General features: G+C 63.2%; 14 protein-coding genes and 2 pseudogenes. 12 read left to right on the top strand and 4 right to left on the bottom strand.

What is annotated here, in order from left to right; all coding sequences use genetic code 11:
- Positions 1 to 514 precede the first annotated feature (514 nt).
- Both ITJ68_RS16750 and ITJ68_RS16755 read left to right on the top strand, forming a co-directional pair.
- A complete protein-coding gene (locus ITJ68_RS16750) occupies positions 515 to 844 on the top strand; it encodes an Lsr2 dimerization domain-containing protein (RefSeq protein ID WP_194662940.1) in 330 nt (109 codons plus the stop codon).
- Between the two features lie 9 nt (positions 845 to 853).
- A complete protein-coding gene (locus tag ITJ68_RS16755) occupies positions 854 to 1,669 on the top strand; it encodes a DUF4145 domain-containing protein (RefSeq protein ID WP_194662941.1) in 816 nt (271 codons plus the stop codon).
- A gap of 296 nt (positions 1,670 to 1,965) precedes the next feature.
- On the opposite strand, the gene ITJ68_RS16760 is transcribed toward ITJ68_RS16755, so the two are convergent.
- Positions 1,966 to 2,190 (bottom strand): cold-shock protein, encoded by a 225-nt coding sequence (locus ITJ68_RS16760; RefSeq protein WP_194662942.1) that lies wholly within the window; start codon positions 2,188 to 2,190, stop codon positions 1,966 to 1,968.
- A gap of 157 nt (positions 2,191 to 2,347) precedes the next feature.
- Between ITJ68_RS16760 and ITJ68_RS16765 the strand changes: the two genes are divergently transcribed.
- The 7 genes from ITJ68_RS16765 to ITJ68_RS16795 all read left to right on the top strand — a co-directional run bounded on the left by ITJ68_RS16765 (position 2,348) and on the right by ITJ68_RS16795 (position 7,854).
- Complete coding sequence (locus ITJ68_RS16765) at positions 2,348 to 3,154, top strand: helix-turn-helix transcriptional regulator (RefSeq protein WP_228505931.1); 807 nt, start codon at positions 2,348 to 2,350, stop codon at positions 3,152 to 3,154.
- Between the two features lie 111 nt (positions 3,155 to 3,265).
- Positions 3,266 to 4,096 (top strand): DUF6602 domain-containing protein, encoded by an 831-nt coding sequence (locus ITJ68_RS16770; protein ID WP_194662944.1) that lies wholly within the window; start codon positions 3,266 to 3,268, stop codon positions 4,094 to 4,096.
- 321 nt (positions 4,097 to 4,417) lie between these two features.
- Positions 4,418 to 5,017 carry a recombinase family protein gene (locus tag ITJ68_RS16775; protein WP_194662946.1) on the top strand — a complete coding sequence of 200 codons (600 nt, stop codon included), beginning with the start codon at positions 4,418 to 4,420 and terminating at the stop codon, positions 5,015 to 5,017.
- The gene (locus ITJ68_RS16780) at positions 5,014 to 5,217 is read left to right on the top strand and encodes a hypothetical protein (protein ID WP_194662948.1); all 204 of its coding nucleotides are present in this window, start codon (positions 5,014 to 5,016) and stop codon (positions 5,215 to 5,217) included. Before ITJ68_RS16775 ends, ITJ68_RS16780 begins: the two co-directional genes overlap by 4 nt.
- Before the next feature lie 50 nt (positions 5,218 to 5,267).
- Entirely contained in the window at positions 5,268 to 5,864 is a 597-nt protein-coding gene (locus ITJ68_RS16785; RefSeq protein WP_194662950.1) for a hypothetical protein, read from the top strand.
- Positions 5,865 to 6,061: 197 nt separating this feature from the next.
- A complete protein-coding gene (locus ITJ68_RS16790; RefSeq protein WP_194662952.1) occupies positions 6,062 to 6,694 on the top strand; it encodes a hypothetical protein in 633 nt (210 codons plus the stop codon).
- Positions 6,694 to 7,854, top strand: a complete 1,161-nt coding sequence (locus ITJ68_RS16795; protein ID WP_194662960.1) for an ImmA/IrrE family metallo-endopeptidase — start codon at positions 6,694 to 6,696, stop codon at positions 7,852 to 7,854. Before ITJ68_RS16790 ends, ITJ68_RS16795 begins: the two co-directional genes overlap by 1 nt.
- A gap of 79 nt (positions 7,855 to 7,933) precedes the next feature.
- Here the strand turns inward: ITJ68_RS16795 and ITJ68_RS16800 are convergent, their stop codons facing one another.
- Positions 7,934 to 8,278 (bottom strand): histone-like nucleoid-structuring protein Lsr2, encoded by a 345-nt coding sequence (locus tag ITJ68_RS16800; protein ID WP_194662961.1) that lies wholly within the window; start codon positions 8,276 to 8,278, stop codon positions 7,934 to 7,936.
- 108 nt (positions 8,279 to 8,386) lie between these two features.
- Between ITJ68_RS16800 and ITJ68_RS16805 the strand changes: the two are divergent.
- The 3 genes and pseudogenes from ITJ68_RS16805 to ITJ68_RS19230 all read left to right on the top strand — a co-directional run bounded on the left by ITJ68_RS16805 (position 8,387) and on the right by ITJ68_RS19230 (position 11,153).
- Positions 8,387 to 9,417: pseudogene (locus tag ITJ68_RS16805) on the top strand (PDDEXK nuclease domain-containing protein).
- A gap of 33 nt (positions 9,418 to 9,450) precedes the next feature.
- On the top strand, positions 9,451 to 10,509 hold the full coding sequence (locus ITJ68_RS16810) for a GAF domain-containing protein (protein WP_194662962.1): 1,059 nt from the start codon (positions 9,451 to 9,453) through the stop codon (positions 10,507 to 10,509).
- Positions 10,510 to 10,898: 389 nt separating this feature from the next.
- Entirely contained in the window at positions 10,899 to 11,153 is a 255-nt protein-coding gene (locus ITJ68_RS19230) for a hypothetical protein (protein ID WP_228505933.1), read from the top strand.
- Between the two features lie 57 nt (positions 11,154 to 11,210).
- Here ITJ68_RS19230 and ITJ68_RS19735 read toward each other — a convergent pair.
- Positions 11,211 to 11,396 (bottom strand): annotated as a pseudogene (locus ITJ68_RS19735) (prolipoprotein diacylglyceryl transferase family protein); the annotation flags it as partial.
- A 318-nt stretch (positions 11,397 to 11,714) separates the two neighbouring features.
- Entirely contained in the window at positions 11,715 to 12,272 is a 558-nt protein-coding gene (locus tag ITJ68_RS16820; protein ID WP_194662964.1) for a DUF2127 domain-containing protein, read from the bottom strand.
- Positions 12,273 to 12,350: the final 78 nt, after the last annotated feature.

Consider the following 12,350-nt stretch of genomic DNA (forward strand, 5'->3'; position numbering starts at 1 on the left):
GTATCGCTTTCATTGCGGTTGGCGCTTACATCCTGTCTAACGGACACATGATTGCCGCCGTCATATGTTTCGTTCTTGGTCTCCTGGCTCTCGTTGCAGCTCTATTGCAGTTCCGTTTAGGGGCTCATGGCGAAATTGCGGATGACAAATCCGACGAAGGTAATTTCTAGAGTGACGGCGGACGGTTCTGACGGCAACGGCCGATATTGATGGGCTAGCAAGAGCGTCTGACCATGTTGCGGTCGGACGCTCTTGCTGTTCGTACCGGGAGAGCTGGGCGGGCCCACGCTTCCCCTGTGGGTAAAATCACTGGTGAGGTGAGTGGTTTCGGGTGGATCACGCCCGGTGGTTAGAGACCGTCCGGCTCCTAGTGGTCTGTCCATACGAAGCAGCGCTCTGCTCCCAAGCGAGTGGATACACGACCAAGCCCACCGCAACTCGACGCTGGCGAAAAACCTTTCACTGAGTGCGTCTTGTGGCGGGGTTACGTTCGGTTTCCTGCTACACAAGGGTCATGGCACAGAAAGTCACCACCCGGCTCATTGACGATCTCACCGGCGAAACGATCGAGGACGGCGGCAAGAACGTCGAGTTCTCCTTCGACGGTAACCACTACGAGATCGACCTCTCCGACGACAACGCCGAGAAGCTGCGTGAAGCGTTCTCTGACTACATCGCGACAGCCGCGAGGACGACCGCTGAAGTGCCGCGTGAGGTGCCACGCCGCATCGGCGTACGACGGCGTACGACGGCGTATGACGGCGGGGGACAGCCGAGGACAACACGACACCGGACAGCTCGACAAACATCTTCGATGTCGGCCGCCACCACCGGGAACTCTTAAGCTGCGTCCATGTCTGATGAGTCCTCACGTGCACCCAGTCGGTTCAGTGCTGGCTTCTACTGCCCAAGGTGCGGCGTGTACAGCCAGCAAGAGTGGAGCGGCCTTGTTGTTGAGGCTGATGACGGCGATGGGCAGACCTGGTTCCAGCCTCTGGAAACCGAGGTCCTCGCGCAGAACCAGACCTACGACCTCTTCGAACACGCAGCCGAGGCACTGGATCCCTGGGAGCAGGCAACCGGCACTCCGCCTCAATGGCGCGATTCTCAGAGCTGGGCTGTGAGCAGGTGCTTCGCATGTCAGCGCGGAACCGTGTGGCACGACAACCAGATCGTGTTCCCGGCAGCGCGCACCGCGCCACAGCCGAGCCCGGACATGCCTGAGGTCCCGCGAGAACTCTATGAGGAAGCTGCGGCAGTCATGCAGGTGTCACGTCGCGCCGGAGCGGCGATGGCGCGAGCAACGCTCGAACGCTTGCTCATCGAGCTCGACCCTATGGATATTACGAGGCCAGCTCTCGACGAGCGCATAATCCACGTCATTCCACGTGTCTCTTCGGCACTTGAACCAGCACTCACGGTCATTAGGCACGCGGGGAACAGGGCGCTGCATGTCGCAGACGCCCCTGGCGACACTCTCGTCCTGGTGCTGGACGAGGAGGATGAGGGCATCGTCGAGTTGCTCTTCTCTGCGATCAATGATCTCGTCGATGAACTCGTTACTAAGCCCAACGCCCGACAACGATTGCTGAACACCGTGCCAGCGTCGGTCATCGAGGCAGTCGAACGCAAGAAGGCGGCGGCAGAGGCCAAGGACCAAGCCGGCTAGCGAGACAAGGCATAGCTGTCGCACGAAACACTCCGCATGTTTACGACTTGTAACCCTACTGTTGCGAGACGTCTCATCGGCAGCCGCGACCGCGGGTGTCGGTGCTGCGGAAGTTCGCAGGGCGGCGAGTCTTGCAACCATGTGTTGCAAGTGCTGGCCATCGTCGCTGTCACGAGCGTTGGGTTGCGAGACAGAAGCCGCGTCGTGGTGAGCAACAGGAGCTGCTCGCTCAGAACGGCTCCTGGAAGTAGCTTCCGACCGCCGTCCTCTTTGTTCGGTAGGGGATCGGCTACCGATCAGGTGCCCGTGACGTTATGCGCTCGGAAGAAGTATCCGTCCTGTCCGGCGGGGTAGGGCTCCACCTCGAAGCGCACGCCCTGACCGGGCCGCAGCGAGAGGAAGCCGGGACCACTCAGGACGGAGAAGTGCACGAAGACGTCGGACTCGAGCGCCTTCGAACGAAGGGCACCCCAGCCGTCGTCGTCGCTCCACCAAACACAAACGCCTTCGACGATCTGCACGACCGTAACGTACCGCGCCGCGGCGTCCGGCAATGGATCGTCTACCGAACGGAGCGGGGAGAGCAGGAGGGAGTCCTACGAAAGGATGACCGCGACTTCAGTAGGAACGTGGTGCCATGAGCCTTGGTAGGACTTCTCGGAGTCGTACCGTGAAGCCATGTGGAAACGGTTGCTGGTGCTCGGCCCACCTACGCTTGCGCTTGTGTTGCTGGTCGCCTGGTGGGCTACCCAGCGGGCCGGCATCGTCGACGTGGTCCCAACTCGGGAGGAAACCTTCCTCACGAACCCCTATGCCGTGCTTGTGATGATCGGATACGCCGTCGTCCTCGGCGTTTCAGGTTTCCGCCCCCGCCAATCCGTCATGCTGCTCATCGTTCTTGTTGGTCTCCAGCTGTTCTTCTGGCCAGCTCGTTTCAGCCAGTTGAGCTGGGTCGGCTACCTCATCCTTTTGCCCCTGCCCGCAGTAGTCGCCCGCTCCAGCTCTGCCCGCGCGCGAACCCCAGCCTTTGCGCTCCTGCTCACCACATCCGCCGCGATCGGAGCGCTTTTGACCATCCCCGCACTGTCTGTGTCGGGCCGCTGGGGGCTCGTCAACGGGCGACCGTGGGACGCTGACCTCACGGTGAACGCACTCGTTTGGGTCCTGGTCTGCCTTGCTGCGACTGCCGGGTCCTGGAAGATGGGGCGCGATCGCCGGGCAGGACGGGTCGAACCGGCGTTGCGAGGACTACCTGTCGCGGTGCCGGAGTCGGTGGGCATGCTTTCGCCAAGAGAACGCGAGATCTTCGCACTCGTCGCGGAGGGGCGTTCAAACGCTGACATCGCACGATCGGCGTTCATCAGTGAAGCAACGGTCAAGACCCATGTCGGAAAGATCCTGACGAAGCTCGGACTGTCCTCGAGGAGCGAGCTCATTGCGTTCGCCTACCGAACAGGACTGATCACGCCGATCTCACCTGAATAGCCGGTTGTCCAACGGGGCCGAAGGTCGTCGCGCTGATGCAATCGCCCATCTAACGTCGTCCGCTTCAATTGGCGATCGCAGGACGGACTTCCCTCGCCGTAGCATCGGCTCATGCCAGAGATTCGACGTGAAGACGGGGTCGTCCGTGAGAAGCTCAGCGCGATCTTCCGGGCAGAAGAGCAGCGCCTCGCTTCAAGCCTCAGCCAGGCTCGTGCAGGGCTACAGCATCGGCCTAGCAAGGGGCAGCAAGTCGAGGTCGCGGTGCGGGACTTCATCCTGGGGCACCTGCCGAGGCGCTTCGATGTTGGTTCCGGTGAGGTCTTCGACCGTTGGGGTGCTGTCAGTGACCAGCTCGACATCGTGATCTCAAACGACGACCAGCCCTTCCGACATGGTCCGGACCAGGCAGGCTTCTACCTCGCGGAAGGAGTGTCTGCGATTGGTGAAGTGAAGAGTCGACTCACTCGGACAGAATTGCGAGACATAGCGAAGAAGGGGCGGAGTGTTCGTCGACTGGAGCCGGCGCCGCTCCAAATGAACGAACCGCTTTCGTCGAACATCAGCGACGCGTCGCGGTTCGTGGAGTCGTTCCCTACGTTCGCCATCGCCCTCGAAACGTCGATGACCCTCGCAACGATCAACGAAGCGTTGAACGCCGAAGTACCAGTTCCAGCCGGCGCACCGGCACGCGGCAACCTAGGGCTGCTTGATGCGCTGTTTGTCCTCGGACGCGGATACTTCGTGAACCTCGCGGACGGGCAGGGCGCGCTACGGATGCTGAACCCGGAGACGGGCGAGACCTTCGAGGGTTGGGCGTACATGGGCCCCGAAACCCTTCTCGGCCTCTTCACATGGCTCGACGCGGTCGTTGCTCGACGCTATCGGTGGCAGGGCGTGGCGACTCCGTACATCCTTCGCTCGATTAGTACCGACGGCATGTGACACGTCGCGCTCGGCCGAGGTGCCCGATAACCGGTCGTCCTCGGGCGCACGTCCGGACGTGTCAACCATGACAACCTGCCCGTGTCCTGCCTGATCGGGGGATCCCCGTTCAGGTGTCGCGCAAAACTGCCCGGTGAAGGGGCGACAAACGCAACACCTCATCCGCCTCGAAAAACTATAGGTTTTCGAGACGGAGTCGTGAGACGGTTGGTGGCTCGGGTGAGTCCAGTGGTTCCGGGAGTCTGGGTTGTCTCGGAAAGTCGTCTCGGTGTTGATGGTGCTTCGGTGGGTGGTTGCGGGGTTTTCTGAGACACTTGGCGGGTGAGGCTTCTCGGGTATACGCGTATCAGCACTGGAGCGCAGGATGCGACATTGCAGGTTGATGCGTTGGTTGCGGTGGGGGTGCAGGAGCGGGACATCTTCGCTGATGTCACGTCTGGTCGGAAGGAGGCCGCCGCTCGTCCGGGGATGGGCCGGCTGCTCGAGCACGCCGCTGCCGGCGACACGGTGGTGGTGTGGCGGGTTGATCGGCTCGGCCGGTCACTGGTGGACGTGTTGAGCACGGTGACGATGTTGGGAGAGCGGGGCATCGGGGTCCGGAGTGTGTCGGATGGGATCGATCCGGCGACGTCGACGGGGCGGCTGATGTTGAATCTGATGGCGACCCTCGCGGAGTACGAACGCGAGCTGATCGTCGAGCGCGTCATCGCCGGCATCGCTGCCGCTCGGGACGCTGGTACTCGGTTCGGGCGGCCGCCGTCGGATCCGGTGGTAATTGGCCGGAAACTCGCGATCGTGAACGAGGCCCGCGCTGCCGGCCATACCGCCGCGGATGCAGCGAACCTGGTGGGGTGGTCCCGGGCGACCCTGTATCGGCACCAGGCGACTGCCGTGCAGGCCGTGGGGAAGGAGCGTCCGTGATCGAGATCAGCCGTCGGGAGTTCGCGTTGCGTCGGCGCGCGGAGTTCGTCCGCTGGGTTCGGATTCGCGGCGAGTGGGAGCCGGAGATCAACCGTGGAATCCCGACGCAGTTCACCGAGATTGGGCTGCTGGTGTGCGTTGACGGGGTGTTGCAGGAGTTGCACCGGGATGAGTGGACGTTCTGCGACAGCACCACCTGAACACCGGCAGAGTCGTCGTGCTGGTGTTTCACGGAGGAACGTGATGCGGTGTGGGAGTGACGTTCTTTGCTGATGATCCAGACCCGCTCGACCTTGCGGCGGTCGAGGAGCCAGTCCGGGATCCACGGCATGGCCCGGCGGAGGATGAACTCCCCGCGGTGATCGGCTACGGGCTCCGGTGGGCGACAAGCGAGCACGCGGCCATCGTGGTGGAGTCCGCACGGGTCTTCACCGACGGTGTCCTGTTCCAGATCGGGCGCCAAGTTCGCCGGAGGGACCTGTCCGAGCGGCAGTTTCAGCAGCTGATCCACGAGGACCACTTCTTCGTTTCCGAGGAAGGCCGCCGCGCGCGGCTGCAGTACGGCGCGATCCTGTCCGATGGGCAGCGCCTCGCTGACAGCGACCTCTTCGACGAAGACGGTGTGGACGACGGCGCCGTGCTTCTGCGTCAGGGCGGCAGCGGGGGAGGTGGGGCGTCGTCGTACCGGTACGCCGACGATCTGTGGCTGCACCCGCTACCGCCGGCTGGGTCACTCGAGTTGGTTGTGCAATGGCCGGCCCTGCAAGTCCCGGAACACCGCATCACCCTGCCGGTCGGCGATCTCCTGCGCGCTGCCGAGCAGGTCACGACCCTCTGGTCGGACTGACCACTTCGTGTGGCGGGACGTCTAGACCCTGACGCATACCTGTGGCAGAAGTCCGATTCGGCACCCTAGAGCGACACAGAGCGACCCGCTGAAGCGTGATGCGTTGAGGTATACCCCAGAGCGACATACGCGACGCTCCACAGCACCGGAACACGTCCCTGACCGCAAGTTGCGTTCGGCGTGATAATATAACGCCTATGAGCACACCTGACTCGGCGGTCGCCCAGCGGATTGCGGAGAGCGCGCAGCCCGTCGTCGACTCCATCTACGACGGCATCCAGGAAGCCCACTACAACGTCCGCCACCTGACGAAGAAGGGTAAGCGGATGGAGGCCCTGCAGCAGCCTCACCACATAAAGCTGGTGACAGACCTGTACCGGTTCTTTATCTTCAACCACCTCGATGCCAATGAAGCTGATCTCGGGGACTGGCGCCTCAACCGGCAGATACAGAAGAACTCGATCACGGTGCACAATGGTCTCCAGACGATCAAGCTGTTTCACACAACTAAGCACGACGTGATCCCCGCGGCTGGGCGAAACACTCAGCGAGTCAACTACTTCTCTAGTGAGATCGGCGCCGCGGACCCCGACGCCCTGCTCGCCGCGCAAAATCTGATTCTGACGTGGCAGCGCTGGAAGCCGACGGCTCCGTTGCGACTTGTGCACACGCTGACCACCGGGACTTACAGCACCAACCCGAAAATCGACTTCAGCTGCGTGATGCAGCGCTCGTCCGAAGACTTCTCTGGCTACTCGTTCGATCGTCGAGAGCTTGACCAGCTCGAGGACTACGGCGATCTAGAGATCGCGACTGGCACCGATTCCTGATGCTCTACGGGGCAAGGATTGAAGCCGCCCGCGCCATCGCTGGCGTTACGCAGACTGAGCTCGCCACGGCGACTAGTGTCAAGCAGCCGCTTATATCAATGATGGCACGAGGTGAGCGCACGTTATCCGAGGAGTACGCAAGTAAGTTCTCAGAGGTCATGGCGCTTCCGGTAGAGTTCTTCTCTATTCCGCCTTCCGGGATTCCCGACTCGTCTGTTGACATGCGAAAGATGAAAACCGCCTCTGCGAAAGATTCGGAGCGAGCAAAAACTCTCTTCAAGGAGGCGTATCGAGTTTCAGCGGAGCTGGTATCCGCCGACGAGGTGCCAAGACCTACTCTTCCAATCGTGCAGGATCGGGATGGGGTCCTCTCTACTGCGCGCATTGAAGAGATTGCCCTAGAAGTGCGGCTCCGTCTCAGGCTGGATCCAACCGCGGTGATTCCCGACATGACTGCAACACTCGAGCGCCATGGGATCGTGGTCGCACCTCTTGTGGTTCCTGGTGCGAAGGAATCGGGCGACCAGACAAAGCATTTCGGAGCGTCTCATTGGGCTGGAATCAACGAGACTGCGCTTGCAAGCTACGTCCCTGGGAGCTCCGGGGATCGCGATCGGTTTACGCTCGCACACGAACTCGCGCATATCGTTCTGCACACGTTTAGAACGCATGTAGAGCCAGACATGAGAGAGAAAGAAGCATATCTTCTTGCAAGCGCGATCTTGCTACCTTATGCGGAAATCGCTGAAACTATCGGCCGAGGTAGTACTCTGCGAAACTTGGCCGCGTCGAAGGCTCGGTGGGGCGTATCGATGCAAGCAATCATCATGCGAGGCAAGGCTATCGGTTCTCTTCCGGAGGATCGCGCTGCAATGCTATTTCGTCAGATCTCTGCGCGAGGGTGGCGCAAAAATGAGCCGGTTGATGTCGCACATGAGCAGCCCAAGTTGCTCCGCAAACTCTTGGAAAAGAGGTACGGCCCGGAGCCCCATATGAGTAGGTCCGCGGTTTCTGAGCTCGCGCTACCTAGTGCGGTCCTTCAATCTTTGGCCCCGCAGATTCGTCAAAGGAATGATTTTGTCCCGGCGGCGAAAAAGGTTGGCCCGGGATCGAATGTCATCGAGGCGGACTTCGCGCGCCCAGATAAGCGCTTGCGTTGACATAAGAGCGCCATATCGGCGCGAACGAGAACAGCCGGCCACCCTGAGGGTGGCCGGCTGTTTTGTGTGGGGAGCGGCGTCAGTGTGCCGCGTCGTACGCGTCGCGGACGGCCTGGCTGATGCGGCCGCGGGAGGAAACCTCGTGGCCGTTCGCGTTCGCCCATTCGCGGACCTTCGCGAGCTCTTCCGAGTTGCCGCGCTTCGGCGCGCTGCCACCGCTGGCCCGACCAGAGCGGCCGCTGACCTTGCGGGCGGCGGCGATGTAGTCGGAGAACGCTTCGCGGAGGGCGTCGGCGTTGTCGTCGGTGAGGTCGATTTCGTAGTGGGTGCCGTCGAATCCGAAGATGACAGTACGGCCCTTGCCGTCGTCGATGGTGTCGCCGGTGAGGTCGTCGACGAGGTGCGTGGTGACTTTCTGCGCCATGGTGGAGGTCGCCTTTCGCTCGGGGGTTCGCTTCCACCCTGGCATAACTGTTCCGTAGAACGCTTTGTCCGTCGTCCGGTCGTCGGCTGGTCGGGCAGACTGATCGTGATGTCTGATTCCTCGCCGGCCGTATCCGGGTATGCCGCTGCTCTCACCGAGTTAAAGCAGCAGGTACGTGCTGCTCGGTTCACGGCGCAGCGCCGCGTGAACACGGAACTGATCCGTCTCTACTGGGGAATCGGAGCAACGATTCTGCAGCGCCAGGGGGAGGAAGGGTGGGGGAGCAACGTCATCGGCCGGCTCGCAACGGATCTGCGGGCCGAGTTCCCGGAGATGAAGGGGTTCTCCCCGCGGAACCTCGCGTATATGCGGGCGTTCGCGGCAGCGTGGTCTGACGAGCAGATTCTGCAACAGGCTGTTGCACAACTGCCCTGGGGGCACATCACCGTCCTCCTCGACCGGCTCGATGACCACGAGCTCCGGGGCTGGTACGCCGGTCAAGCGTCCGCGCACGGGTGGTCGCGGAACGTCCTCGAACATCAGATCCGCTCGGTGGCGCATACGCGCCTGCAGGCGGCGCCGACGAACTTCGCTGAGGTGCTCCCGCCGGGGGAGTCGGATCTGGCGCAGCAGATCACGAAGGACCCCTACGTGCTGGACTTCCTCGCCCTCGCGGTGACGCGAAGGAACGCCACCTCGAGCAGGCACTCGTTGACCGGATCATCGACACCCTCCGCGAGCTCGGGGAGGGCTTCGCGTTCGTCGGCCGGCAGGTGCACTTCGACGTCGACGGGGACGACTTCTACGTCGACTTGCTGTTCTTCCACGTCGAGCAGCTCCGGTACGTCGTGATCGAGCTCAAAACCGGGAAATTCAAGCCCGAGTACCTCGGCCAGCTCGGCTTCTACGTCGCCCTCGTCGACGACAAGCTCCGCCGACCTCAGCATGCGGATACCGTCGGCCTGTTGCTGGTCGCGGACAAGAACGACGCCGTCGTCCGGTACTCCCTCGCCGGACAGCAGACCCCGATCGGTGTCGCCAGCTACGACCTCCTCCCACCAGCAGTCCGCGCCGCCCTGCCCTCGGAAGCGGACCTCGTAGCCGCACTTGCGACGGAGATCGACACCCCCGAGTCCTGACCAGGAGCAGTACCTCACGCAGGGATGTGAACGATGACTGTTCTCGAAGCGCCGCAACGGTCCACCCGTCCGTTTTCGGCCCGCGCCGTGACCGCGTCAGCGAGCGGCTTGGACCCGGACCGCGTTCTCGTTTTCGGTGACGGGGTCTTTGCACCGGAGGAGTCGCTACACGACGCTGCACGAACGATGGCACGGGCCCTGGCGGCGCGATCAGGGCGAGGCGTCGACGTCACAGCAGTGCCGTGGTCGAGCTGGTCCGGACAGACGCTGCTGTCGGCGGGCAGTGGAATCCACGTCGCCAACTACGACGTCGTGATGGTTTGCCTGTCGGGCAGCGTCGTCCACAGCCGGACGACGAGCACTGCGGTCACCGGGGCTGCCGACGAAGCGCTCGTGCTGGTTGATCAGCTCCGACCGCTTCTGGCGCCGACCGCGGAGATCGTGGTCGCCCTGGCGTACAAGGAGGAGCAGCCGGCGCTCCTGGCGTCACTGCGGGAGGCGCGAAAGGACTTGGTCGTGTTGAGTGTCGACAGCGACACGGTCGCGTCGCCGCCGCCGCTTCTGCTGGAGGTGTCGCAGCTGCTGCTTGAGCAGCAGCGCGCTCGTGCCGGTAGCCCACAGTGGCTTCGCTCGAAGTGGCAGCCGTTCCAAGAGCGGTACGACACCATCCGCGGCCTGGGCATCGTCGATACACCGACTAACGCGGCCCTGGATGAGATGGTGCAGCACATGACCGAGCTCTTCCACACGCGGGGAGCGGCGATCACGTTCCTACCGGAAGGGCGGCAGTGGTCGGCCGCGAGCATCTGGATTCCACGTGGGACAGGAGCGCTGCAGGACTCCTTCTGCCGTTCAACCGTGCTGAGCTCGGGCCCGATGGTCGTCGGAGATGCGTGGGACAAGAACCGCCCGCAGCTCGTGCGCCGCGGACCGATCCGCTTCTATGCGGGCCACCCGCTGGAGAGCGTGGACGGCACTCGCGTCGGTGCGGTCTGCGTGTTCGACTCCGCGCCGCGACGGGAGGACAGTGTCGAGCTCGATCTGCTGCGGGACTTCGCGGTCCGGGCGCGGGACATGCTGTACGGCCTCTAGAAACTCCACCAGGTTCGGGCCTGGTGAAGCGCGTCGCGCGCTGAACGGCGCGACGGCCGCGACAAAGGACGGGAGGCACGGTGTCGGATACCACCGTGCCTCCTGACCGTCATTCATGCATTGGCAGGGCCAGGAGCTGACCAAGAGCCGGAGTCTGTGGGACCTGCCCGCCCTCACGATGCGGGGGTGGGCAGGCGCATGGGGCCGAGGATCAGAAACTCCAGACCCCATTGCTTGGGCGGTAACCAGCCGCCCCACACCAATCCTTCCAGCCCCGCCCGCCCTGCGCCAGCACGTTAGTCGTCGGACTGATGTGGCAAGCAACGATGGCCGGCTGCGGGCTCGCGACCCTGGACGGGCCATCATCCGCGGCGACGTTGGGTTGCAGCATGAAGTACATCCACTACACCGGACGGCCGACGCTGACGGTCCACGGTTTCGGGGACGTCGTCATCGAATACGCCGACGTCCTCGGTGCCAGCGGCCAAATCGACACTGTCGACGTCCTCACTTTCGTCGAAGACGGGCAAGCCGCCGTGGAAACACTTCTGATCGGGCCTGGCGGCCAGATCGCGATTTCCTCTGCGTCCGAGGACGAGGACGAGTTCGAAGACGATCGCGAGAGTCCGAGTGCGCCGCAATGACCGGTGGACCGGCTTCCACGCCCGAGATCGATGAGGTCGCCGCGGTGTTGCGATCGGGACGGCCCAGATGGCCACGTCGATCACCGAACCGCCGCTGATTCCAGCCGCCCGAAGCCGAGCTGCAGTGGCCCAGGAGGCGATCACGACACCGACGAGGATGCACAGCGCGTAGTAGTGCACCTCGACGGGGCCGATGGTGAACCCATTGACGGGTGGGCTTGGGATTCCAGCAGCGATGGTCATGTCCGTTCCGTTCCGGCGTACCTGACCAGAGCACGGCTGACTGTCTCTGGCATGCCGAAGCAAGTCTGTCCTAGCAGGCCATGGTCGAGCGATGCGACCTCACTCAGCTCAGCCCTGCGGCTGCGTTCGGCGCATCCGGGTGGTGGTTCGTGCGTGTGATCGGCTGAGAGCACGAGATAGCGAGGTGGTCGCCGACCTGGCGTCGCTCTCCACACCCAGCTCGGACGCCATCTGTGCGCCCCACGAGCAATCGGACGCGTTGAGCAGGCTTCGTGTCAGTGGGTTCGCCCGGGGCTCACGGTGCCGGAACGGCAGCGGTCACGATGCTTCGCTGACTGAGCGCCGGCGTTGGTCTCCACCGCGCCGTCGGGGAACCACTGACCGCCAGACATCGCGAAGGGTTCTGTGGTGGCGCCACTCCCGCCACGTGAGGACGATGACGAAGACGTCGAACAGCATGAGTGCGGCGATGCCGAAGCTGGGGTGCAAGACCATGTCGACGCCTTGCCAGAGCAAGAATCCGGTCAACGCGGCGATGGCCAGCGGGTAGAGCCGGCGTGTGCCACGCAGCAGCGCCGCGACGATGCCGACCTTCACGATGCCGTGCAACAGGAGGAACACAGCGGTGGTGATCGCGGCTTCAGCGCTGAGTGTCGCTGCGCCGTGCAGGATCAGGTTCGCGACGAGGTCGTGCGGATCCTGCTGCAGTTCACCTGCGGTGGCGTCGTGCGCGATCGCCGAGATTTCCGCTGGCCGGAGGAGCACCAGCGGCACGCCGAGCGCGAGCTCGACGACCCCGTCGACGGCTTTCAATCCGATCCCGATCAGGAACACCAGGTCCGCCAGACGGGCGCTGTTCCACCGCGCGCTGCTCATAGGGCAATCTTCCGCACGTTGTTCCCAGAATCCACTCACGAAGCGTCGTTGCGTTCTGGGTCGTTCCTTGGAGGGCTG

It is taken from the genome of Curtobacterium sp. VKM Ac-1395 (genome assembly GCF_015350975.1).
In the GTDB taxonomy this organism is placed as follows: domain Bacteria; phylum Actinomycetota; class Actinomycetes; order Actinomycetales; family Microbacteriaceae; genus Curtobacterium.

Bases quoted from the DNA above. Each gene is read 5' to 3' on its own strand.
- ITJ68_RS16750 (WP_194662940.1), top strand. From the start codon at position 515: ATGGCACAGAAAGTCACCACCCGGCTCATTGACGATCTCACCGGCGAA.
- ITJ68_RS16755 (WP_194662941.1), top strand. From the start codon at position 854: ATGTCTGATGAGTCCTCACGTGCACCCAGTCGGTTCAGTGCTGGCTTC.
- ITJ68_RS16765 (WP_228505931.1), top strand. From the start codon at position 2,348: ATGTGGAAACGGTTGCTGGTGCTCGGCCCACCTACGCTTGCGCTTGTG.
- ITJ68_RS16770 (WP_194662944.1), top strand. From the start codon at position 3,266: ATGCCAGAGATTCGACGTGAAGACGGGGTCGTCCGTGAGAAGCTCAGC.
- ITJ68_RS16790 (WP_194662952.1), top strand. From the start codon at position 6,062: ATGAGCACACCTGACTCGGCGGTCGCCCAGCGGATTGCGGAGAGCGCG.
- ITJ68_RS16795 (WP_194662960.1), top strand. From the start codon at position 6,694: ATGCTCTACGGGGCAAGGATTGAAGCCGCCCGCGCCATCGCTGGCGTT.
- ITJ68_RS16800 (WP_194662961.1), bottom strand. From the start codon at position 8,278: ATGGCGCAGAAAGTCACCACGCACCTCGTCGACGACCTCACCGGCGAC.
- ITJ68_RS16810 (WP_194662962.1), top strand. From the start codon at position 9,451: ATGACTGTTCTCGAAGCGCCGCAACGGTCCACCCGTCCGTTTTCGGCC.
- ITJ68_RS19230 (WP_228505933.1), top strand. From the start codon at position 10,899: ATGAAGTACATCCACTACACCGGACGGCCGACGCTGACGGTCCACGGT.
- ITJ68_RS16820 (WP_194662964.1), bottom strand. From the start codon at position 12,272: ATGAGCAGCGCGCGGTGGAACAGCGCCCGTCTGGCGGACCTGGTGTTC.